Origin of the sequence: Ensifer sp. LC11, assembly GCF_001695835.1 — a bacterium.
GTDB lineage: Bacteria > Pseudomonadota > Alphaproteobacteria > Rhizobiales > Rhizobiaceae > Ensifer.
Genome location: NZ_MBSO01000012.1, coordinates 147772 through 168632, shown reverse-complemented (window position 1 = coordinate 168632; position 20861 = coordinate 147772). Strand labels below are relative to the sequence as shown.

20 protein-coding genes, 1 tRNA gene and 1 pseudogene are annotated in these 20861 nt (G+C 61.4%); 7 read left to right on the top strand and 15 right to left on the bottom strand.

Going from position 1 to position 20861, the window contains the following annotated elements; all coding sequences use genetic code 11:
- Positions 1–353 precede the first annotated feature (353 nt).
- A tRNA-Ile gene (locus BBX50_RS09520) sits at positions 354–429 on the bottom strand.
- A gap of 257 nt (positions 430–686) precedes the next feature.
- Here BBX50_RS09520 and BBX50_RS09515 point away from each other — a divergent pair.
- A complete protein-coding gene (locus BBX50_RS09515; RefSeq protein ID WP_065775067.1) occupies positions 687–1427 on the top strand; it encodes an SIMPL domain-containing protein in 741 nt (246 codons plus the stop codon).
- 596 nt (positions 1428–2023) lie between these two features.
- On the opposite strand, the gene BBX50_RS09510 is transcribed toward BBX50_RS09515, so the two are convergent.
- The 5 genes from BBX50_RS09510 to BBX50_RS09490 form a co-directional block, all read right to left on the bottom strand.
- The gene (locus BBX50_RS09510) at positions 2024–2428 is read right to left on the bottom strand and encodes a hypothetical protein (RefSeq protein ID WP_065775066.1); all 405 of its coding nucleotides are present in this window, start codon (positions 2426–2428) and stop codon (positions 2024–2026) included.
- 371 nt (positions 2429–2799) lie between these two features.
- Complete coding sequence (locus BBX50_RS09505) at positions 2800–3108, bottom strand: hypothetical protein (protein WP_065775065.1); 309 nt, start codon at positions 3106–3108, stop codon at positions 2800–2802.
- A 111-nt stretch (positions 3109–3219) separates the two neighbouring features.
- Positions 3220–3624 (bottom strand): ketosteroid isomerase-related protein, encoded by a 405-nt coding sequence (locus tag BBX50_RS09500; RefSeq protein WP_065775064.1) that lies wholly within the window; start codon positions 3622–3624, stop codon positions 3220–3222.
- Positions 3625–3786: 162 nt separating this feature from the next.
- On the bottom strand, positions 3787–4209 hold the full coding sequence (locus BBX50_RS09495; RefSeq protein ID WP_065775063.1) for a secondary thiamine-phosphate synthase enzyme YjbQ: 423 nt from the start codon (positions 4207–4209) through the stop codon (positions 3787–3789).
- 131 nt (positions 4210–4340) lie between these two features.
- The gene (locus BBX50_RS09490) at positions 4341–4694 is read right to left on the bottom strand and encodes a DUF1428 family protein (RefSeq protein WP_065775062.1); all 354 of its coding nucleotides are present in this window, start codon (positions 4692–4694) and stop codon (positions 4341–4343) included.
- A gap of 160 nt (positions 4695–4854) precedes the next feature.
- On the opposite strand from BBX50_RS09490, the gene BBX50_RS09485 reads away from it, so the two are divergent.
- Complete coding sequence (locus BBX50_RS09485; protein WP_065775061.1) at positions 4855–5307, top strand: VOC family protein; 453 nt, start codon at positions 4855–4857, stop codon at positions 5305–5307.
- 9 nt (positions 5308–5316) lie between these two features.
- Here the strand turns inward: BBX50_RS09485 and BBX50_RS09480 are convergent, their stop codons facing one another.
- Positions 5317–5886 carry a hypothetical protein gene (locus BBX50_RS09480; RefSeq protein ID WP_065775060.1) on the bottom strand — a complete coding sequence of 190 codons (570 nt, stop codon included), beginning with the start codon at positions 5884–5886 and terminating at the stop codon, positions 5317–5319.
- A gap of 326 nt (positions 5887–6212) precedes the next feature.
- On the opposite strand from BBX50_RS09480, the gene BBX50_RS09475 reads away from it, so the two are divergent.
- Both BBX50_RS09475 and BBX50_RS09470 read left to right on the top strand, forming a co-directional pair.
- On the top strand, positions 6213–6626 hold the full coding sequence (locus BBX50_RS09475) for a lysozyme inhibitor LprI family protein (RefSeq protein ID WP_065775059.1): 414 nt from the start codon (positions 6213–6215) through the stop codon (positions 6624–6626).
- Complete coding sequence (locus tag BBX50_RS09470) at positions 6602–7453, top strand: DUF2066 domain-containing protein (protein WP_161490863.1); 852 nt, start codon at positions 6602–6604, stop codon at positions 7451–7453. The genes BBX50_RS09475 and BBX50_RS09470 overlap by 25 nt, the downstream gene beginning before the upstream one ends.
- A gap of 164 nt (positions 7454–7617) precedes the next feature.
- On the opposite strand, the gene BBX50_RS09465 is transcribed toward BBX50_RS09470, so the two are convergent.
- From BBX50_RS09465 to BBX50_RS29765, 3 genes are all read right to left on the bottom strand, one after another.
- The gene (locus BBX50_RS09465) at positions 7618–7911 is read right to left on the bottom strand and encodes a GYD domain-containing protein (protein WP_065775058.1); all 294 of its coding nucleotides are present in this window, start codon (positions 7909–7911) and stop codon (positions 7618–7620) included.
- A gap of 231 nt (positions 7912–8142) precedes the next feature.
- Positions 8143–10200 carry an RNA polymerase sigma factor RpoD gene (rpoD, locus tag BBX50_RS09460; RefSeq protein WP_065775057.1) on the bottom strand — a complete coding sequence of 686 codons (2058 nt, stop codon included), beginning with the start codon at positions 10198–10200 and terminating at the stop codon, positions 8143–8145.
- Positions 10201–10289: 89 nt separating this feature from the next.
- Entirely contained in the window at positions 10290–10514 is a 225-nt protein-coding gene (locus tag BBX50_RS29765; RefSeq protein ID WP_139108231.1) for a hypothetical protein, read from the bottom strand.
- Positions 10515–10914: 400 nt separating this feature from the next.
- On the opposite strand from BBX50_RS29765, the gene BBX50_RS09455 reads away from it, so the two are divergent.
- Positions 10915–11373, top strand: coding sequence for a hypothetical protein (locus BBX50_RS09455; protein ID WP_065775424.1), 459 nt, complete (start codon positions 10915–10917; stop codon positions 11371–11373).
- A 40-nt stretch (positions 11374–11413) separates the two neighbouring features.
- On the opposite strand, the gene tdh is transcribed toward BBX50_RS09455, so the two are convergent.
- Both tdh and BBX50_RS09445 read right to left on the bottom strand, forming a co-directional pair.
- On the bottom strand, positions 11414–12448 hold the full coding sequence (gene tdh, locus BBX50_RS09450; RefSeq protein WP_065775056.1) for an L-threonine 3-dehydrogenase: 1035 nt from the start codon (positions 12446–12448) through the stop codon (positions 11414–11416).
- 328 nt (positions 12449–12776) lie between these two features.
- Entirely contained in the window at positions 12777–13964 is a 1188-nt protein-coding gene (locus BBX50_RS09445) for a glycine C-acetyltransferase (RefSeq protein WP_065775055.1), read from the bottom strand.
- 336 nt (positions 13965–14300) lie between these two features.
- On the opposite strand from BBX50_RS09445, the pseudogene BBX50_RS09440 reads away from it, so the two are divergent.
- A pseudogene (locus BBX50_RS09440) lies at positions 14301–14590 on the top strand (GIY-YIG nuclease family protein).
- A gap of 238 nt (positions 14591–14828) precedes the next feature.
- On the opposite strand, the gene recQ reads toward BBX50_RS09440, so the two are convergent.
- Positions 14829–16706: a DNA helicase RecQ gene (gene recQ / locus BBX50_RS09435; protein WP_065775054.1), complete on the bottom strand. Its 1878-nt coding sequence runs from the start codon at positions 16704–16706 to the stop codon at positions 14829–14831.
- Between the two features lie 196 nt (positions 16707–16902).
- On the opposite strand from recQ, the gene BBX50_RS09430 reads away from it, so the two are divergent.
- On the top strand, positions 16903–17742 hold the full coding sequence (locus BBX50_RS09430; RefSeq protein ID WP_065775053.1) for a glycosyl transferase: 840 nt from the start codon (positions 16903–16905) through the stop codon (positions 17740–17742).
- Between the two features lie 24 nt (positions 17743–17766).
- Here the strand turns inward: BBX50_RS09430 and BBX50_RS09425 are convergent, their stop codons facing one another.
- Together BBX50_RS09425 and BBX50_RS09420 are read right to left on the bottom strand one after the other, a co-directional pair.
- Positions 17767–19812, bottom strand: coding sequence for a C1 family peptidase (locus BBX50_RS09425; RefSeq protein ID WP_139108233.1), 2046 nt, complete (start codon positions 19810–19812; stop codon positions 17767–17769).
- A 48-nt stretch (positions 19813–19860) separates the two neighbouring features.
- Positions 19861–20721 (bottom strand): M15 family metallopeptidase, encoded by an 861-nt coding sequence (locus BBX50_RS09420; RefSeq protein ID WP_065775052.1) that lies wholly within the window; start codon positions 20719–20721, stop codon positions 19861–19863.
- Positions 20722–20861: the final 140 nt, after the last annotated feature.

Genomic DNA, 20861 nt, shown 5'->3' with positions numbered 1-20861 from the left:
AAGAGTTTGACCTCACCAGACAACCGGCTACCACCAATCCAAATTGAGAACTCGTCTGTTGTGGTGGGAACAAACAGAATTTCGTCAAGCATGATTTCCGGCTTCGGGGTTGGCATTGCGGTTTCGGAGGATGGCGGTATCGCCATCGGCGCTCCCTTGCCGCCTGGGCTGGCGAGATTGCGCCGATAACGGCGCGAAGCAGTCTTCGTACACGTCAAAGCCCCTCGGCCACCTGCACAGGCGGATATCAAGCCCTTTCCCTTGGGGTAAGAAAGGTCGACCAAATTCCACGCGGAAAAAGTGGGACAACAACAGCTAAAAAATCTAAGGAAATCAACGATCCGCGGACGGATTGGTGGGCCCGGAGGGACTCGAACCCCCAACCAAGCGGTTATGAGCCGCCGGCTCTAACCATTGAGCTACAGGCCCACTCTGGATCTGCCTCATGTCCTGAAATCGTAACGATCCAAGGATAGAAAACGGCAGCAACTTTAAGTTCCACAGTGGCCTTTGCGCTTCGAAACGAGGCGTGGCACCGTAGTGATCCAGCAGCGCGAACCAATGGTAGTTCGCGTCGTGTGTTGGCTCTAGCCGAAAACCTTTTTGCCGACAAGCCATTGCCGCAATGCTCACACAATCGGTCGCCAAGAAGACGCAGGGACGGAACAACCGGAGAGACATTGACCATGATTTCCACACGCACTGCCCGCACGCTTTCGATCGCCGCCTTCGCCGCCGCTTTTGCCGGCGTTGCCGCCGCTCAGGCGCAGGAGACGGACAAGGACAAGGCAACCATCGTCGTTGCCGGCGAAGGCCGCGCGACGGTCGCGCCCGACATGGCGGTTCTGCAGCTGAGCGTCGTCAAGGACGCCAAGACCGCCCGCGAAGCGCTCGACGCCAACAACAAGACCATGGCCGAAGTGCTGAAGGCGCTGAAAGACGGCGGCATTGCCGACCGCGACCTGCAGACGAGCGGCTTCATGCTGAACCCGCAATACAGCTATCCGACCAACACCGACGGCAGCAACCGTGCGCCGGAGCTGATCGGCTACCAGGTGACGAACGGCGTCAGCGTTCGCGTGCGCGATCTCGCCAAGCTCGGCGAAGTCATCGACAAGTCGGTGACATTGGGCGTCAACCAGGGCGGCGGCGTGCAGTTCACCAACGACAAGCCGGAAGCCGTCATCACCGAAGCGCGCAAGGCCGCCGTTGCCGATGCGGTCGACAAGGCGAAGGTGTTGGCCGAAGCTGCCGGCGTCTCGATCGGCAAGATCGTCAACATCACCGAGCAGGGCTTCCGCCCCGAGCCGGTGCCGATGATGCGCGCCGGCATGGCCAAGGAATATGCAGCCGACGCCGTTCCGGTCGCAACCGGCGAAAACAGCTACAATGTCACCGTCAACGTGACGTTCGAGATCAAGCAGTAAGGCTTTCGGGAAGCCCGCGGCAAAGCGCGGGCTTTCGGCAATCAACGCTCCTGGCTCCGGAGACGGCGCCGGGGGCTTTTCGTTTCTGCGGGTGGTTGCGATGTGTTCAGGCGCATGTCCGCCCAAGTCGATGCATGGTCTTGAGTCCGGTCGAACGTTGAGACGCTTCCGCTTGCGAGCGGGCGTCCCGCACTCTCCGCCACCATCGCCCCCAACGCTCCACTCTCCTCGGCCATACCCGTCACCTTCCTTTCCCAACACTCGGCATCATCCTCACTCCACTCTCCTCGCCCTTGAGGCGCGCATCCAGCCGCAAAGCAGGGGTCCTCGGGTTGACCCGCGGATGACGGAGAAGGACGTTTAGGATGAAAGGCGTGTGAAGCAAGGAGAGGTGCACGCCCTGACGCAAGGACCGTTCGAAAGCCTGGTTTCGCGACTGGCGCCTTGGGCCACGATCACTTCGCTCGCTGGCGCTTGAAAGCCGGCGCCGTTTCAGCCGCGATGCCGCACAACAAAAGGCCCCCCATGCCGGAGCATGAGGGGCCATTCTTCCGCCGGCCGGGGGAGACGAGGCGGGAAGATTGCTTGGCTGACGCTTACCAGCGACCGATCGTCGGGCAGCCGCGGACGTTCGCAAAAACGATCGTCTGGCGGTAGCCGTGTCGACGACCTTCGACCACGACGCGGCGCGACGAGACGTCGGCGACATAGGCGCGGCGCAAACCGCGGTCGCGGGCCTTGTCGACGGCCATCCACGGGGCGCAGCGGCCGCGGCGATCACGATCCCAGTGGCGGTCACGATCCCAGTGGCGATCACGGCCGCGACCCCAGTCGCGTTCATCGCCGTAGCCGCCATCATAGTCGCGGTACTGAACATCGATGCCACCACCCGAACCGAAACCGAATTGGATCGATTCGGCCGACGCGGCGGAGGCCGCGCCAAGCAGGCCGGTCATTGCGATGACGGCGGCGGCAGCGGCGTTAAAAAGGCGGTTCTTCATGACATCTCTCCAAGGCTTGAAGGGTTCAAAGGGCAATCACCGTCCCAAGCGATTGATCAGAGAATAGGGTCCCCAATCTGAACGACAGCGGAACCCGATGTTCATGGGAGGTTCAGATTGCCGGAGCGTGATGCCGGCACACCACTTCTACGAGATTCGCCGCTGCAGCAGGTTTCGCGCAGGAAAGGCAATGGCGCCATAACGATTTGATTTAGCAGTGTTTTATAAGATTTCTAAGAGCCACCAACAAAGCGTTGCGCGCTCACGAGCAATCGTTTTTGTCGGCCCTTTCGTTTAAGAAAGATCGGGCGCGGCCGTCACCAGCCGCGCCCGAAAAAACATCGACGGATTTGCCGGTCCCAAGCCCGAAATCAGCCGATTCGCGGGCAGCCATAGGCATTGGCGAAAACGACGCGGCTCATGTAGCCGCGACGCCAACCGACCACGACGATACGGCTATGCGCAACACGCTCGACACGGGAGCGATGGAAGCCGAGGCGCCAGGCCCTGCGCAGCGCGTCTCGCGGCGAACAGTAGCCCCGGTGGCGCACGAGATCGACATCCGATCGGCCTATCGTCTCCGGCGCGGGCATCGGTCCCGCGGCCTCCGCCGGCAAGGTCACGAAACTCGTCACGGCGAGCGTAGCCGCCAGCACCGAATTGCGAAGCATGGCTTTCATGCAGTCATCTCCTGGTCAACGCGAAACTAGAACCCGGTCTGCAACCGGAGCCATACAATAAGCGGGGCGCGCGCAGCTGTCATCCCCGACCGCCAGCCTCCCGGCCCAAGGTCAACCGGCAAGCGCGCGCTCGAAGACGCGGATGTTGCGGTAGTGGCTGAGCCGGGTGATGGCGCCATCTTCGATCTCGAAAATGAGCACGCTTGGAATGGAATAGTTCTGGCCCGATGCGGCCGGGAATCCCTCCATCGTCTCTCGATAGGTTCCCCGCGCCGTCAGGTCGGCTGCCACCCGCTGGCCGAAGGCGTCGCGCATCAGCACCACATCGCCGAACTGCTCATCGAAGCGGCGCAGATAGTTCATCAGCCAGGCGCGCAAGGGGCCGGTGCCGACGGTGCGCTGACCGGTCAGGGAATCAAGCTCGACATCCTCGTGGACGAGTCGCGCCAAGGCTTCGAAATCACGCTGGTTCAGCGCTTCGATGAAGCGACTGGCAATGGTCTGTGCATCCGTCATACCCCCTCCTCCTCTCCGGTGCCAAGTCGGCACCGGCACCGGCCGAGCCGCACTGCTGCGCGGGCTCAGCCCCTGGTCTCGGCATTTATCTAGAACGCGGATCGTGAGGGTCAATTGCCCTTTCCGCATCGATCGGACCACGCAGGCGCAATTCGCACCGGATCAGGCGCCAAGATGCAGGACGATGTCGCGGCGATGCGGCCGGTCGCGATGTTCGAAGAGGTAGAGCCCCTGCCAGGTGCCAAGCAGCAGGCGGCCGCGGCTGACAGGAATGCCGAGCGAGACCGGCGTCAGCGCCGCCTTGATGTGTGCCGGCATATCATCGGGTCCTTCCTGCGTGTGAACGATCCAGCGCATCGACGGATCGGAGGACGGCGGCACGAGCCGGCGGAAAAAGCCGTCGAGGTCGCGCTTCACATCCGGGTCGGCGTTTTCCTGAATGAGCAGCGAACAGGAGGTATGCCGCACGAAAACGGTCAGCAGCCCCTCGCCGTCCGCGTTGGCGCGCACGAAGACAGACGCCGCGTCGGTGAATTCGTAGAGCCCCTGACCGCGGGTGTCGATGGTGATGGTCGTTTGCGGCATTGGCTCGATCTCCGGGTGCGCCCGTCGCACCCGAGGCGATACGGCCCTCGGATGCGACGTGTTGCCTATTCAACGCTTTTATCCCCTGATCGCTGCCGATCCAAGCCGCTGCATCCCTTGAGCCCCGGCGCCTACAGCGCCAGGAACGTCTGAAAGCCGCCATAGATCAAGCGTTTGCCGTCAAAGACGTCCTTCCAGGCGTCGCCCTGCAACCGCGGGTCGGCCATCACCTTGGCGACGATCGCATCGCGGTCAGCGCGGGATTTATAGGCGATCCAGGAAAAGACCACGGTCTCGTCGTCTTTCGCCTGCACCGCCCGGGGAAAGGACGTCACCTCGCCATAGGGCACGTCGTCGCCCAGGCATTCATTGTAGGAAAGCGCTCCATATTCCATCCAGACATCGCCAGCCGCCTTGGCCATCGCCTTGTAGGCCCCGATGTTTGCCTTCGGCACGGCAACGAGAAAACCATCGACATAGGTCATTACACATTCCTCCTCGGTTCTTTCGACCTGCAAAGGACGCTTCGAATGGAAAGGTTCCGACACCAGGCCAAAAAATATCTGAGGCTTCGGCATGCGCCTGTCGGGACAGATGACCGCCGTTCGTCCTCGGTCGGTACAAACCAACACGGGAGACACGCACATGCAGAAGATCACGCCCTTTCTCTGGTTCGACGATCAACTGGAGGATGCCATCGGCTTTTATACCTCCATCTTCCGCAACGCGCGCATCAGCGACGTCAAGAAGGGCCCCGACGGCAAGGCCTTCACCGCCTCCTTCGAGCTCGAAGGGCAACACTTCATGGGTCTCAACGGCGGCCCGCATTTCAAGTTCAGCGAAGCGGTGTCGTTTTTCGTGCGCTGCGCCGACCAGGCGGAGGTCGACTACTACTGGAACAAACTGCTTGAGGGCGGCACACCCCAGCACTGCGGCTGGCTGAAGGACAAGTTCGGGCTTGCCTGGCAGATCATCCCGGAGGCGTTGATGCGCCATCTGAGCGATCCCGATCCGGCCCGCGCCGGCCGCGCCCAGCAGGCGATGATGGGCATGATCAAGATCGATGTCGCCGAACTCGACCGCGCCGCCGCCGGCTAGCGCGGCATCCTAGCTGCCGCAGCCGCGCAATTGCTGGCTATAGGCCGAAGCCATGCCGGCCGCCCGCTTGGCGCCGGTCTTGGCCGTTTGGCTCCAGTTGCCGCGGGCATAGCCGGCGTGGCCATGGTAATAGGCGATGTAAAGCCGGTAGGCATCATTGAGCGCAATGCCGTTCTTTTGAGCGCTCTCACGGTGATACCAGGCGATGAAGCGGATCGCGTCGCCGAAATCCGAACGCCGTGCCGCCCAGCGGCCGGTTTCGCTCTGATAGCGCGCCCAGGTACCGTCAAGCGCCTGCGAGTAACCGTAGGCCGTGGAGACGCGCGTCCACGGAATGAAGCCGAAGAGCCTGGTGCGCGGCGGCCGGGCGTTATGGCGAAAGCCGGATTCGGTATAGATCGTCGCCATCAGGATCGGTACGGGCACGCCGTATTCACGCTGGGCGCCATAGGCTTCCCGGCGCCAATTGTTGAATAGGCCATCTCGCTGCTCGAAAACCGCGCAGGCGTTCCGGGTGTCTCTCGGCACCGTTCCGCAGCCGGCCAAAAACAGGAGGACGACGACAAATACGCAACGCATCGCAGAACCTCTTGCTTCCCGGGGCATGCCGCTCGCGCGCGCAAGAGAATGCCTCGGGAAAGAATGCTTGAGCACCGCCACCGCCCGTTGGAGCCGCGGCGCTCCAGAGATTGATAAAACGTAAACGTTAAGGATCCCTTTTGAATCAAAGGCCAACGAACAGCGGCCGCGGCGTGCATGGAAAAAATTCACTCTACTCCAGGTTAAAAATAGGCTTTACTGTCAAAGGGCCGTTCAGCAATCGGGCCGTTTCGGCAACTTTCGGAAGGCGTGCCGGTCAGCGGTCATCGTTGCCCGGAGACGGCGCCACACGAGGAGAGCGAGTGATGCGATTTCCTGTTTTGATCTTGGTGAGCTTTGTCGGGTCTATCGGCCTGGCGCCGGCCGCATCGGCGGCCGATTGCGACACTGCCACCAGCCAGGCGGCAATGAACGAATGCGCGGACAAGTCCTTCGATGCATCCGATGCCGAACTCAACACCCTATACAAGCAGATCGAGGCGCGGCTGAAGGATAATCGGGACGCGACCAAACTGCTCGTCACTGCGCAGAAGGCATGGATCGCCTTCCGCGACGCGGAGTGCACGTTCTCCGCCTCGGGCGTGGATGGCGGCTCCGCCTATCCAATGGTGCTCTCGCAATGCCAGGACGGCGTGACCCAAAACCGCATCAAGGACTTCAAGACCTATCTGTCTTGCCAGGAAGGCGACCTCAGTTGCCCGTTGCCGCCAGGAAACTGAACCGGACCGTTGCACCGGCGGCAAAGACGCACGCGTTCGCCCTCATGCTGCTTTGCGGGCCGGCATGGGTGCAGGCGGCAGACATAGCGCAACTCTACAGCAGCGACGCGATCGTCACCGGCACCGGCGAGATCAACCGCCAGATCGGCTTTCGCGAATGCTTGCGTGAAGTGCTGGTCAAACTCTCGGGCGATCAGACGATCCTCGATAACAGTGATTTCGCAGCACTTGAGGCGCAAGCGGGTAGCTTCGTATCCACCTTCTTCTATCGCGATCGGCTGGAAGGTATTCCGATCCACGACGAACAGGGCACGCACGACCGGCCGCATGACCTCACCTGTCGATACGAACCGGCGACCCTGGACCCGCTTCTCGCACGGCTTGGCCGCAAGCCGTGGCTCAAGTCTCGCCCCGCGATCGCCGTGTTCCTCGCGGTCAAGGATCAGAAGCGCCGCTTCGTGCTCACACGTGACGGCAGTGAAAGCCCCTATATGGCGGACTCGCTTCAAGCGGCGGCCATCCCGCTGGCGCTTTCGGTCGTCTTACCGGATGCAGCGACCATGACCGCTCAAAAGCTCGACTTTGCCGTTCTATCGCAGGTGACCCCGGAGACCCTTGTCGGTCCGGCGGCGGACACCAAGGGCGATGTCGCCCTTTCAGGCACGCTCACATGGTCCGATGCCGCCCGTGGCTGGATTGCCAAATGGCGCATGGACGCGGACGGCAAGCTTTATCAGTGGCAGATAAGTGGCGTAAGCTTCGACGACGGCTTTCGCAACGCCATGCGCGGCGCGGCTCGCATCCTCTCAGGAAACGGGCCGCCTTAGGTAGCAGCTGGCCGTCATTCACCGTGATATCCCGTCTGCGTAGCTGCGATCGTCTTGTGGCTCTAGAGCATCCCGCTCTCAAGTGGATTCACGTGAGGCGGAAAGATGCTCTAGAATCAAAGTGCTAGAGCGTCCTTGGCGCGTTCATATGAACGCACGGCGCTCTAGCCGAGCGACGCAATCAGTTCGCGATAGGCCGCCTCCGGAAATGCCTTCAGCGTTTTCGTGCGCACATTGCCGGCCATACCGAGCGTCAAGGCGAAACGCGCAGCAACCGCATCATCAGGCGCCTCGCAGATGGCCACCATGTCGTATTCGCCCATCGTCAAAAAGAAATGCTTGAAGGAGCCGCCCATGTCGGAAAGCACCTGCTTTGCCGCGTCGAGCCTTTTCGGAGACTCGCGCACATTCTTCACGCCCTGCTCTGTCCAGTTGAGGAGCACGACATAAGTGGTCATCTCACACCTCCAAAAGGGCACGCATCACGCCCGCGGTGCGATTGCTCCCGCGTCTTAGACGGGGTGCCCCCAATTGCTGCGAAAGCGCGAATATACTCCTGGGCGCAAGGCCTCACAATAAATCACATGGGTGAGCCACAAACGAAAAAGCCGGGCAATCTGCCCGGCTTTTCTATTTTGCAATATTCCCGACTTTAGCGTTCGAGGAACGCCGCGCAGCTTGCGGCCTGCTTAGCTGTCCAGGAAGCTTCTCAGCTTCCTGGAGCGGCTCGGGTGCTTGAGCTTCCTGAGTGCCTTCGCTTCGATCTGGCGGATACGTTCGCGGGTAACCGAGAACTGCTGGCCGACTTCTTCGAGCGTGTGGTCGGTGTTCATGCCGATACCGAAGCGCATGCGCAGCACGCGCTCTTCGCGCGGCGTCAGCGAGGCGAGAACGCGGGTCGTCGTCTCGCGCAGGTTCGCCTGGATGGCAGCGTCGATCGGCAGAAGCGCGTTCTTGTCCTCGATGAAGTCGCCGAGGTGCGAATCTTCTTCGTCACCGACTGGCGTTTCGAGCGAGATCGGCTCCTTGGCGATCTTCAGGACCTTGCGCACCTTTTCGAGCGGCATGGCGAGCTTTTCGGCCAGTTCTTCCGGCGTCGGCTCGCGGCCGATCTCGTGCAGCATCTGGCGCGAGGTGCGAACGATCTTGTTGATCGTCTCGATCATGTGCACCGGGATGCGGATCGTGCGGGCCTGGTCGGCGATCGAGCGGGTGATCGCCTGACGGATCCACCAGGTGGCGTAGGTCGAGAACTTGTAACCGCGGCGGTATTCGAACTTGTCGACCGCCTTCATCAGGCCGATGTTGCCTTCCTGGATCAGATCGAGGAACTGCAGGCCGCGGTTGGTGTACTTCTTGGCGATGGAGATGACGAGGCGCAGGTTCGCTTCGACCATTTCCTTCTTGGCGATGCGCGCTTCGCGCTCGCCCTTCTGCACCATGGAGACGATGCGGCGGAACTCGGCGATCGAGATGCCGGTTTCGGTGGCCAGATTCTGGATCTCCTGGCGGATGTCGCGGATCGTCTGGTTTTCGCTCTTGGCGAATTCCTTCCAGCCCTTGCCGGCGAGATTGCTGATCGACTTCATCCAGTTCGGGTCGAGTTCGGCACCCGAATACTGTTCCAGGAACGAGTCGCGCTTGACGCCGTAGCTCTCGGCAAGGCGCAGCAGGCGGCCTTCGTTCTGCATCAGGCGCTTGGAGATGTCGTAGAGTTGCTCGACCAGGCTGTCGACGCGGTTCTGGTTGAGCGATAGCGACTTGACCGCCTTGATCAGCTCGTCCTTGAGCTCCTTGTAGCGGCGCTCCTGGGCCGGCGACAGCGTTCCGGTGGCAGCGAGGCGGGCTTCGACCTGCTGGTCCTGCAGCTTGCGCAGCTTCTTGTAGGTCTCGGCGATGATGTCGAGGGTTTCCATGACCTGCGGACGCAGTTCCGCTTCCATGGCGGCGAGCGAGAGGTTCGACTCGTCGTCGTCTTCCTCTTCTTCTTCGGCCGGCATGACATCGCCGCCGACATTGGTGATGTCGTCGTCGTTGGCAGGAGAGCGAACCTTGCGGGTCTTTTCCTTTTCCTCGGCAGCCTTGCGGTCAGCCTCGATCTTCTCCGGGCTCTGGAACTGCGGCGCAGCCTTGGCCTCCGGGCCGGAATAGGTGGTTTCGAGATCGATGATCTCGCGCAAGAGCGTCTGGCCTTCGTTGAGTTCGTCGCGCCAGATGATTAGCGCCTGGAAGGTCAGCGGGCTCTCACAGAGACCGGCGATCATCGTCTCGCGGCCAGCCTCGATGCGCTTGGCGATGGCGATTTCGCCTTCGCGCGACAGAAGCTCGACCGAGCCCATTTCGCGCAGATACATGCGGACCGGATCGTCGGTGCGGTCGGTCGGCTCCTTCTTCTTGCTGGTCGCAAGCGAAGTGCCGCTGGAAGGGGCCAGTTCGCCGCCTTCGCTATCGCCGTCGTCGTCGCTAGCCTCGTCGTCGCCGCCAGCGGCGGCTTCTTCGGCTTCCTCGTCCTCGATCACGTTGATGCCCATGTCGGACAGCATCGCCATCGTATCTTCGATCTGCTCGGAGGTGACTTCCTCGGACGGAAGGACGGAGTTGAGCTCGTCCATCGTCACGTAGCCGCGCTTCTTGGCGGCCTTGATCATCTTCTTGACAGCGTCGTCGGAAAGATCGAGAAGCGGGCCGTCCGGAGCGCCTTCGCGTTCTACGTCAGCTTCTTCGTTTTCTTTGACTTTGGTTGCCATTTAGTTCGTCGCTTTCCTTGTCGCAACCGGCGTGAGCCCGGTGCCAATGCCGCTCGAAGGTCCGGGTGCGCCGCGCACCCGCCACCGAATCATTTCCCCTGACGTAACGGGATGATGTTTAATTCCTGTTTAACCACGATAGCGATCGTGGCAAAGCGGGCAAGCTCCGACAGTCCTGCCACTGAAACGCCTCTGGCATGATTCCCTAACCGCCGTGTCATTTCGCCATTTCTTATTCGGAAATGGTGATTCCCAGAATTTTCGATCCCGTCAAGCATTTCCGCTGAAAAACCGGCTGATTCGGTAAAAATCACCGTTCCTATCGCTTTTTTGGGGTTTATCAGCTTCCGCTGAAGATGTAGGCGCTGCCCGCTGAAAGACAAGGGCGCCGATAATTTAATCGGCAAGGCGTCGTTGTGTCATACCCGCACCCGCAACCAGAACTACAGCGCGCTTGCCTTTAAACCGAACGCTTACCGTCTTTGACGATCGGCACCGCCACGGCGGACCGATCCGATCCCGCTGGGCCTTCCCATCTCCGCAGCGACGACGGAGAGTACCGGTCTCAGACCAGGCACGAGCTTCACAAGCGGCGCGCAAAACAATTCCCCGCAAACACGATTTCAGCAGGCAAGTCGCAAAACTGTTCCGGTTTTTCGCTTGCGCCCAAACGGATCGCGGATGACCTTCGCGCCACAGATGGGAGGTGCCACGATGCTTATCAAGGAAACCGACGCGATGCGCGTGCTGTCGATCGGGCGGCGGCTCACCATTCCCGAGGTCAGGGCCGAGAGCGCCGCGCTGGCGCTAAGGATCGAGGGAGAGATGGAGCGCACGGGCCTGACACCTGCCGGCCCGTGGATCTTCATCGCGCAGAGCCTGCCGAGAAACGCCAAGACGCTGTTCGACTGGCGCATCTGCCGGCCTGTCACGGGCGGTGACGACTATCGCGGCGATCTCGACCTGATCGATCTGGAGCCGATCATGGTGGCCTCGGCACGGCATCAGGGGCCGATGCGCAGCCTCTTCACCCAGGGCTACGCGCCACTCGTCACCGCAATCGAGATGAGCAGGCACAATTTCTCCGGCGAGAGCCGCGAGATCTATCATCGCTGGGCGGGCCAAGGCGCCCGCTACCACGAGATCGAGATCCAGTTCGGCCTTGCCAACTGAGCCCGCCGCGCATCACCCGTGCACGGCGGTCCTCAAGGCCTTACCAGTCCATCACCACCTTGCCGGAATTGCCAGAGCGCATCGCCTCGAAGCCGTCGCGGAATTCGTCGATCTTGATGCGGTGGGTGATGACGGGGGAAAGATCGAGCCCGCCCTGCACGAAGGCGATCATCTTGTACCAGGTCTCGAACATCTCACGGCCATAGATGCCCTTGAGGTTGAGCATCTTGAAGATCACCTTGTTCCAGTCGATCTCGAATCCGGCAGGCGCAATGCCGAGGATGGCGATCTTGCCGCCATTGTTCATCTTGTCGATCATGTCGCGGAAGGCGGGTGCCGCGCCCGACATTTCCAGCCCAACGTCGAAGCCCTCGGTCATGCCGATCGCCTTCATCACGTCGGCGAGGTTTTCTTTGGAGGCGTCGACGACATGGTCGATGCCGACGCTCTTGGCGAGGGCCAGTCGCGTCGGATTGATGTCGGTGATGACGACCTTGCGGGCGCCCGAGCGCTTGGCGACGAGCGCGCCCATGATGCCGATCGGCCCGGCGCCGGTGACCAGCACGTCCTCGCCGACGAGATCGAACGAGAGCGCCGTGTGCACGGCATTGCCGAACGGATCGAAGATCGCCGCGACCTCGTCGGGCACGTCTTCCGGGATCGGCACGACGTTGTATTCCGGCAGGCAGACGAATTCGCCGAAGGAGCCCGGCCGATTGACGCCGACGCCGAGCGTGTTGCGGCACAGATGGCCGCGACCGGCGCGGCAGTTGCGGCACTTGCCGCAGACGATATGGCCCTCGCCCGACACGCGTTCGCCGACATGGTACTTGGTAACGGCGGACCCCACTTCAGCGATCTCGCCCATGAACTCATGGCCGACGACCATCGGCACGGGGATGGTCTTCTGCGCCCATTGGTCCCAGTTCCAGATATGCACGTCGGTGCCGCAGATCGCCGATTTCTTCACCTTGATCAGCACGTCGTTCGGGCCGATCTCCGGCACTGGCACCCGCTCCATCCAGAGCCCGACTTCGGCCTTCGACTTGACCAGCGCCTTCATCATGTTCGTCATTTGATTGCCTCCAAAATCGTCTGCCCGCTTGGGCTCGCCCCTCATCCGCCCGGTGAGGGCTTGCCCCTCATCCGCCCGGTGAGGGCTTGCCCCTCATCCGCCCGGTGAGGGCTTGCCCCTCATCCGCCCGGTGAGGGCTTGCCCCTCATCCGGCTGCCGCCACCTTCTCCCCGCCTGCGGGGAGAAGGGATATGCCGCACCCTTCCCACTCCCTCTCAGGCCAAACTCACCTCGGCCATCTGCCGGGCACGTCCCCTCTCCCCGCTTGGCGGGGAGAGGGCTAGGGTGAGGGGCAAGGCCGAAGAGAGGGTAAAACCTTTGCCTTCCCTCAGATCACGCCAAGCTCGCGGCCGACCTCTTCGAAGGCGGCAATCGTCCGGCGCACGTCGTTCTCGCTATGCGCTGCCGACATCTGCGTGCGAATGCGCGCCTGACCCTTCGGCACGACCGGGAACGAGAAACCGATGACATAGACGCCCTTGTTCAGCATGCGCGCCGCCATCTCCTGGGCCAGCGCCGCATCGCCGAGCATGACAGGGATGATCGGGTGCCCCTCGCCTGCAAGCGTGAAGCCGAGCTTCGACATCTCGGTGCGGAAGAGCGCAGCGTTGGCATAGAGCCGGTCGCGCAGCGCGTCGCCGTTCTCGATCAGGTCGAAGACCTTCAGCGAGGCTGCCGCAATCACCGGCGCCAGCGTGTTGGAGAAGAGATAGGGGCGCGAGCGCTGGCGCAGCCAATCAACCACATCGGCCTTGGCCGAGGTATAGCCGCCCGAGGCGCCACCGAGCGCCTTGCCGAGCGTGCCGGTGATGATGTCGATCCGGCCCTCGACGCCGCAATGTTCGGCCGAGCCGCGGCCGTTCTTGCCGACGAAGCCGACCGCGTGGCTGTCGTCGACCATGACCATGGCGCCATACTTGTCGGCGAGGTCGCAGACCCCTTCAAGATTGGCGATGATGCCGTCCATCGAGAATACGCCGTCGGTGGCGATCAGCTTGAAGCGGCTGCCTTCGGCCTTCTTCAGCTCTTCTTCCAGCGCCGCCATGTCGTTGTTGGCATAGCGGAAGCGCTTGGCCTTGGAGAGGCGCACGCCGTCGATGATGGAAGCGTGGTTGAGCGCGTCGGAGATGATCGCGTCCTCCTCGCCGAGCAGCGTTTCGAACAGGCCGCCATTGGCGTCGAAACAGGAGGAATAGAGGATGGTGTCTTCCATCCCGAGGAAGGAGGAAATGCGCGCCTCGAGCTGTTTGTGCTCTTCCTGCGTGCCGCAGATGAAGCGCACCGACGCCATGCCGTAACCGTAGCGGTCGAGCGCCGCTTTGCCGGCCTCCGCCAGCTCCTCGTTGTCGGCAAGGCCGAGATAGTTGTTGGCGCAGAAATTGAGCACGCGGTCGCCCGAGGCGACCTCGATTTCGCCCGCCTGCTTCGAGGTGATGACGCGCTCGGACTTGTAGAGCCCGGCCGTCTTCAGGCCCTCGAGTTCGGAACGAAGATGGGACAGGAAGGCTGAAGTCATGGCGCTCTCACTCAAAGAAAACATCGCTTGCATGACGAGTATCATGACGGCTTTTGACTTGCAGCAAATTCCCGCGCGCTCCGGGACCGGGCGAAAAAACGACAGGGCATTTCACGACGAGGTGGCATGAGAGATATATTGTGTCGCGCCGGAAGCGCTGAGGGACATTTTCCATCCGGTTTCGACCGTGTTGGTCACTCATAAGTCCTCTCGCGCCGCCGACGCGGCGCTGCTGGATTCCTGTGACAAGCACAGGAATGAGGGTCGAGTCGTGGGCATCCTTCACAGTCTGCAATTCTTCCTTGAAGTCGCCCAGAATTACTGCAACCTAAAGGAATGAAAGGCTATGTTTACATCCTGGCATCCAAGCGGAACGGCACGCTGTATATTGGGGTGACCCGCGACCTCCCCGGCCGTCTTTACGAGCACCAAAACGAACTTACACCTGGGTTCACATCCAGGTACGGGGTAAAACCCTTGTCTGGTTTGAGGAATTCGATCTGCTGACGACGGCAATCACGCGCGAGAAGACAATGAAAAAGTGGCCGCGCAAATGGAAAGTGAGCCTGATCGAAGCGACCAATCCGGAATGGCTGGACATTTCGCACTATCTGCACGCCCTGTGAGTTTTCTCCCGTTCGACGGAGCAGATAGCGGCTCCCTCAAGCGAGCGATGGCGCGCTGTCACTGATCCCCCTCTTCCCTCATTCCTGTGCTTGTCACAGGAATCCAGCAGCGCGGCGTCAGCGGCGCGAGAGACCACTAAAACCATCGGCTCGACGGCGCTGAAACACGAAGCAAAGTGTCGCTTCAGCTCCTTGCGAGAAGCCAGCGCGGCCGGGAGGTCGTGAATGCGCGTGGACATCACCCATCCACATATCCGTCGATGACCGCCAGGAATGCCTCGCCGTAGCGCTCGCGCTTGCTCTCGCCGATGCCGGGAATGTCGAGCAGCTCGTCAAAATCGCGCGGGCGCTCCTTGGCGAGCGCGATCAGGGTCGCATCCGGGAAGACGACGTAGGGCGGCACGTTCAGGTCCTTGGCGATCGAGAAACGCTCGGCGCGCAACAGCTCGAACAGTTCGAGATCGGAGCCGGCGAGATCGGCGCGCTCGCGCTGCGCGCCCGACTTCGCTCCGCGCGCGGCCTTGCCCGAGGTCGGTCTGTCCTTGCGGAAGAGTATCTGCCGTTCGCGCTTGAAGACGGTGCGCGCATCCGGTTCGAGCTTCAGCGCGCCGAAGGCGGTGTGGTCGACGCTGATCAGCCCCGCCGCCAGCAGCTGCCGGAACACCGATTGCCAGGTGCGGGCCGGCAGATCCTTGCCGGCGCCGAAAACGGGCATCCCCACATGGCCGAAGCGCTCGGTCTTTTCGTTGACGGTCCCCACCAGCACGTCGACCACATGGCCGGTGCCGAAGCGTTCGCCCGTGCGGTAGATAGCCGCGAGCGCCTTGATCGCCGCTTCCGTGCCGTCCCAGGTATCGACCGGCTTCAGGCAGGTGTCGCAATGGCCGCAGCGCCCCGGATGGGCCTCGCCGAAATGCGCAAGGATCGCCTGCCGGCGGCAGCCGGCCGTCTCGCAGATCGCCAAGAGCGCATTGAGCTTGCCGCGCTCTATGCGCTTGATGTCATCCGCCGCACCACCCTCGTCGATCATCCGGCGCCGCTGCAGCACGTCGGCCATGCCATAGGCCATCCACACGTCCGAAGGCTGGCCGTCACGCCCGGCGCGCCCGGTCTCCTGATAATAGGCCTCCACCGATCCCGGCAGATCGAGATGGGCGACATAGCGCACATCCGGCTTGTCGATGCCCATGCCGAAGGCGACGGTGGCGACGAGGCAAAGGCTCTCTTCTTTCAGGAACACGTCCTGATGTTTGTCTCTGATCGCCCGATCCATGCCCGCGTGATAGGGCAGCGCCCGGATTCCCTGCGCGTTCAGCCACTCGGCCGTGTCCTCGACCTTGGCGCGCGACAGGCAATAGACGATGCCGGAGGCCCCCTTGAACCGCGAGAGAAAACGCAACAATTGCTGGCGCGGCTGGTCCCGTTCGACGATCTCGTAAGCGATGTTCGGCCGGTCGAAGCTGGTGGTGAACACCTCGGCATTGGTCAGCGCCAGCCGCTCGACGATATCGTCGCGGGTGTGCGGATCTGCCGTTGCCGTCAGCGCGATGCGCGGGACGCCGGGGTAGCGCTCCGCAAGCAGCCCGAGCGCGCGATACTCCGGGCGGAAGTCATGACCCCATTGCGAAACGCAATGGGCCTCGTCGATGGCAAAGAGTGCGATGCGCGCATTGCCGATGAGGTCGGCGAACCCGTCGGTGACGATCCGCTCCGGTGTGACATAGAGAAGATCGAGCGTGCCGTCGTAAATCTCCCGGCGCACTGCAATCGCTTCCTCCCGCGTCAGTGACGAGTTGAGCGCTGCGGCGTTGACGCCGAGCTGCTTCAGCGCCTCCACCTGGTCGCGCATCAGCGCGATCAGCGGCGAGACGACGACACCCAGTCCGGGACGGCAGAGCGCCGGAATCTGAAAACAGAGCGACTTGCCGGCGCCGGTCGGAAACAGCACGACCGCGTCGCCACCCGCCGCTACGTGCTCGACCACCGCCTGCTGCTTGCCGCGAAAGGCGGAATAGCCATAGACGCGCTTCAGCACATCAAGCGGCGGCGCGCCGGCGGCGTCGAAGAGTTGGCTGGCAGCGCTTCTTGAGGGCTTCGGCCTTTCGACGAACTCCATCGGATCTCCTTTGGGAATCACACCGCGCAATCATCGCCAGATACGACCGCAATGCCATAGAGCTCAAGACGGCGGAAGCCACACGAACGGTTTCTTCCGGCGCATAACCAACAGTTTTAATAAGCAATATCTGTGATAGCCTGACTTTGAATAGTCCCTCGTGCCTTAGCTGAACAGCAAAGATCGGGAAGTCACCATGGCAAACATTCTGGCGACGAGCGGCGGCGTCAAGCAGGTCATTTGCATCAATTGGGGGACGAAATACGGCGCACCGTTCATCAACCGGCTATATGCCATGGTGGCGCGCAACATTACCCCGCCCTTCACGTTTACCTGCTTTACCGACAATCGGGAGGGCTTGCGTGCGGAGATTCTCTGCGAAGACCTGCCGCCGCTCAATATCGCGCACATGCCCACGAACACGCCGGGGATCTGGCAGAAGTCGCGCCTGTGGGGACCGAAACTCGGCAATCTCAAGGGATCGGTACTGTTTCTCGATCTCGACATCGTCATCGTCGGATCGCTCGATTCCTTCTTCGAGGTGGCAGAACCCGACGACGTGGTCCTGGCCAGAAACCAGACGACGCCGTTCGAGCGCCTTGGCCAGACCTCCGTCTTTCGCTTCCCCGTGGGCAAGCTTGTACCGCTGCAGCAAAAATTTGCAGCCAACCCGCAGGCAATTGCGGACGAGTACCGCTTCGAACAGCGCTTCGTAACGCGCAACGTACCGGGAAGGGTGAAACTTTTTCCGAGACGCTGGGTCCTGCACTTCCGGCAGGATTGTCATTGGACCTTCCCCTTAAACTATTTCCTGACGCCGAACCTGCCGGGCGATGCGCGCATCGTTCTCTTCCCCCGCAGCCTGCTGCCACAGCATGCGATCGACGGGCAGTATGGCTATCGCGGCCGCGTGGACACGCCGCTTGGACATATTCGCCGGCTGTTCACCGGCGACCGTCGTGAAAAGAACCCGATCCGCTACCTGCGCCACTATATCCGCCCTGCTCCATGGGTGGCCGAGCATTGGCGCGAGTAAGTGATTGCTTGAAAGCGGGAGGCGCTAGTATCCCACCATTTCCTCGGCTGTTGGCGGCTTCGGGGGCTTGTGGCCCAGAATGCGCTCCATGATGGTGGACATCGTCACGGGATCATTGTCAAAACCGCCATGAGTGGTGGACGCCGTGGCCTTGCTTATCGAGCGATCGATCGCAAGTGCGGCTGACGGTGACAAATTCCCGGAGAAGATTTCCATTCCCGCCAGCGGCGTGTTTGCAGCGTCCTCATAGGCGCGAGAAACGAGGTAAAGCAGGGAGCGTCCATATCCCGGCAATCCGGCAACGCCCACCTTGTCTGCCTGCTCGAGTGCGTCACTCATCTGATACAGGTGGATTTTGCCGTTCAGCTTCCACGTGCCTCCCCCTGAAAGAAAAGGTTCGTAGCGCGCTTTGAAGAAAGCGGTCGTACACGCCGGGGCCATCAGGTGGATGCTCTCGATGTCGAGATTTTGCGATCCGAATTGATCCAAATTCGCCAACAGTTCACCGAGCACGATGGAGCCGGCGCTGTGTCCAACCAAATGGATCTTTGGCCGCTTCTTGGCTTTGGACAGACCTTCAACGAGTGGGCGCAGGCCAAAGGTGCCGCCGTTGTATGGTCCGTGGCGGTCGAACGCGGCATTGGCGTCCTGTTTCATGTTCCGCCAAGCCCGGCTCCCAAGCGCTTTTCCCAACCCCGTCTCGAATAGCAGGTCGCCGATCCAGCCTGTCGCGCGCCCCGCCTGGCTCTGTGATAACGGGCCGAACGCTTCATCGAGCAGGCCGGATCCCCACATGAGATGAAAATTGTATATGCCGTTTCGCCCGAAGATATCGTTCCTCTTCCAGGTTGCGATCCGGCTCGCCTCGTCATCGAGAGAATTGAGCCCGCCATGCGCGTAGATGACCAGGTGCCCGAAGCCCGCTCCATCGTTCGCCTGCGAGTTCGTAAGGCGCTTGACCGACTCCTGCATTTCAGTCTGCGTGGGAGACGCGTAGCGTCCATTCGTGACATAGCGCCCGTCGTCGATGTTGATGAAATGGCCGACGATATCGCTTCTGTTGGGTGCCGAGCGTGTTTGCGGCGCCGTCGCCGAAGAGGGCGCTCCTCGCGGCACGGCGCTGAATGCTGTCGGCGCCCTCACCCCAAGTTGGAGCACCCAGGCATCCATAAGAGTAGCCGCCCAATCCTCATATCGCCAATGGGCGACGCCGTCCTTGCTCCATCCGCGGCCCCAGGAATTCAGAATCCAGAAGCCTTCAGCGTCATAGCCGACGATCGCAAACGCATGCCCTCCGATTGGGTCGCCACCGGGCACGATCTGACCGTCTTTCGGCTCCTTCCAGTTTTCATGAATCTGTGCCGAGGCATAAATTGCCCCGACTTCGTTCAGGGCCGCATGATAGTCGGACAAATCGGGGTGCAGCCGATAATAGGCCCCCAGCCGGTTCTCGCGCGCATCCTTGTTGATCTCGTAGGTGAGGATCCACTCACCCGCGGTAATGTCAGGAGAAACCGCCTGCCGGCAAACGCCATTCCGGTAGAAGCCGCTAAGAGCACCTCTGGGGCTCGACCCCTCATAGGCGGTTCCCGCCCACTCGTCGTTGCGTTTGGCCATCTCGTATAGCATTCCCGCGCTGACGCGTGTGGGTTGAGCCGCAAGCACTTCCCTATGGGTCAGAATGTCGATGACATGTGCGAGCGCAAATCCGGTGCACGCAGACGACGCCCCCTGGTCGCGAACGGGGAAAGCGATCGATGGATAGACACTCCCCGGCAGGGCGCGAAGATTGGGGTTGTAGTAGCGATCACGAATGTCCGGAAGGTCGGGAAGAACATTCAGGGTGCGGCCGGCAAATTTGGCTTCCTCAAGCTTGAACGTTCTGTTGCCTATCCGTATTCCCCGATCACGTCCGATCAAGGCAACGGACGTGTCGGCGGGCTCAGAACTGTCCCCGCCGACGACCGGGCTGTCACCGACGATTTTTTGAGCCTCATCGGTCTCTATTCCCTGCACAACCGCCGGGCTTGCCGTGGTTTTCTGCCTCTTTCCCGCTGTCTGCTTCGCCATAGGTCCCTCCCCATACCAGGACTGCCACAACTGCCCGAGCGTTGTCCGTCAACGGGCAAGCTCGAAATGCATGCCATCGATGCGTCCGCCACCGAAGTGGCCGCCCCAATAGAAACCGGCAGCATTGGCAGAGGCCACCAGCTCACGCACGGAACCCTTGCGCCCGCAGAAAGCCGGAACCTCGCCGATCCAGTTCCATGTGGCGTTGATGTCGACGGCAGAGCCGAAAGCGTGGTTGGAAAGCTTGCCCGCATCCGTGCTCTTGATTTCCGGCTGAGCCGCATTGCCGGGATTGTGGCCGAAGATGTAGCGGGGGTCGAAGGCTCCCGCAAAGCTGATGACCAGGTGCAACAGGTCATCAGCCTGCCATTGGTGCAGCAGTTCCTCGAGGGCTTCCCGCGCCTCGCGATGCACTCGGAAGTACCCGCGGAATCCGTCCGCGTGCGAAAACAGGCTGCTGTTCAGATCGACGATGTGGGCCTGCGTCCAGTCGGCGCTCGCGCCGTCGCAGCTGCCCTTTATGACGATCCTTTCCGGTCGGTCACGATAGGCGTTCTGCTTTTGCACAAAACGGAAGCACGAAAATTTCGTATTGCGCCAACTGGAACTCGGCGACGACAGGTTGCTGGGCGGGGCGGGCCAGCTCGCCCCTGAGCGCGCGGCATAGTAGTCACTGCCGAGGATCGTATAGCCGTATTGGCTAGCGGCGCTCAGAGTTGCCGCGTCAACTTTACCGTTAGTCGGAAGCTGCTGCTGGAGTTGGAATATCCTCGTCGCCTCTTCCGATTTCGATCCGAAATCCGCATCGACGCGCCCAACTTGCGAAATGCCGCGTCGCAGCAAAAAATACTGCCAGCGCTGGACTTCAGCCGGGACATTGTTGCCACCACGAGAAAGTGTAAATGCCATCGTCGTCTCCCCCCCCACACCGGAACGTCGGTCAAACATTAGAGGGTGACGCAATCGGTTTTGCAACTACAAATTATTTTATGTTTTATGCATTCTGCACATAAGGGGGAGTGAGCCGCTCGCCGACCGATCGGAAGATC

What these genes read in the sequence shown, in the direction of transcription:
- BBX50_RS09515 (WP_065775067.1), top strand. Translation starts at nt 687, where the DNA reads ATGATTTCCACACGCACTGCCCGCACGCTTTCGATCGCCGCCTTCGCC.
- BBX50_RS09510 (WP_065775066.1), bottom strand. Translation starts at nt 2,428, where the DNA reads ATGAAGAACCGCCTTTTTAACGCCGCTGCCGCCGCCGTCATCGCAATG.
- BBX50_RS09505 (WP_065775065.1), bottom strand. Translation starts at nt 3,108, where the DNA reads ATGAAAGCCATGCTTCGCAATTCGGTGCTGGCGGCTACGCTCGCCGTG.
- BBX50_RS09500 (WP_065775064.1), bottom strand. Translation starts at nt 3,624, where the DNA reads ATGACGGATGCACAGACCATTGCCAGTCGCTTCATCGAAGCGCTGAAC.
- BBX50_RS09495 (WP_065775063.1), bottom strand. Translation starts at nt 4,209, where the DNA reads ATGCCGCAAACGACCATCACCATCGACACCCGCGGTCAGGGGCTCTAC.
- BBX50_RS09490 (WP_065775062.1), bottom strand. Translation starts at nt 4,694, where the DNA reads ATGACCTATGTCGATGGTTTTCTCGTTGCCGTGCCGAAGGCAAACATC.
- BBX50_RS09485 (WP_065775061.1), top strand. Translation starts at nt 4,855, where the DNA reads ATGCAGAAGATCACGCCCTTTCTCTGGTTCGACGATCAACTGGAGGAT.
- BBX50_RS09480 (WP_065775060.1), bottom strand. Translation starts at nt 5,886, where the DNA reads ATGCGTTGCGTATTTGTCGTCGTCCTCCTGTTTTTGGCCGGCTGCGGA.
- BBX50_RS09475 (WP_065775059.1), top strand. Translation starts at nt 6,213, where the DNA reads ATGCGATTTCCTGTTTTGATCTTGGTGAGCTTTGTCGGGTCTATCGGC.
- BBX50_RS09465 (WP_065775058.1), bottom strand. Translation starts at nt 7,911, where the DNA reads ATGACCACTTATGTCGTGCTCCTCAACTGGACAGAGCAGGGCGTGAAG.
- rpoD (WP_065775057.1), bottom strand. Translation starts at nt 10,200, where the DNA reads ATGGCAACCAAAGTCAAAGAAAACGAAGAAGCTGACGTAGAACGCGAA.
- BBX50_RS09455 (WP_065775424.1), top strand. Translation starts at nt 10,915, where the DNA reads ATGCTTATCAAGGAAACCGACGCGATGCGCGTGCTGTCGATCGGGCGG.
- tdh (WP_065775056.1), bottom strand. Translation starts at nt 12,448, where the DNA reads ATGACGAACATGATGAAGGCGCTGGTCAAGTCGAAGGCCGAAGTCGGG.
- BBX50_RS09445 (WP_065775055.1), bottom strand. Translation starts at nt 13,964, where the DNA reads ATGACTTCAGCCTTCCTGTCCCATCTTCGTTCCGAACTCGAGGGCCTG.
- recQ (WP_065775054.1), bottom strand. Translation starts at nt 16,706, where the DNA reads ATGGAGTTCGTCGAAAGGCCGAAGCCCTCAAGAAGCGCTGCCAGCCAA.
- BBX50_RS09430 (WP_065775053.1), top strand. Translation starts at nt 16,903, where the DNA reads ATGGCAAACATTCTGGCGACGAGCGGCGGCGTCAAGCAGGTCATTTGC.
- BBX50_RS09425 (WP_139108233.1), bottom strand. Translation starts at nt 19,812, where the DNA reads ATGGCGAAGCAGACAGCGGGAAAGAGGCAGAAAACCACGGCAAGCCCG.
- BBX50_RS09420 (WP_065775052.1), bottom strand. Translation starts at nt 20,721, where the DNA reads ATGGCATTTACACTTTCTCGTGGTGGCAACAATGTCCCGGCTGAAGTC.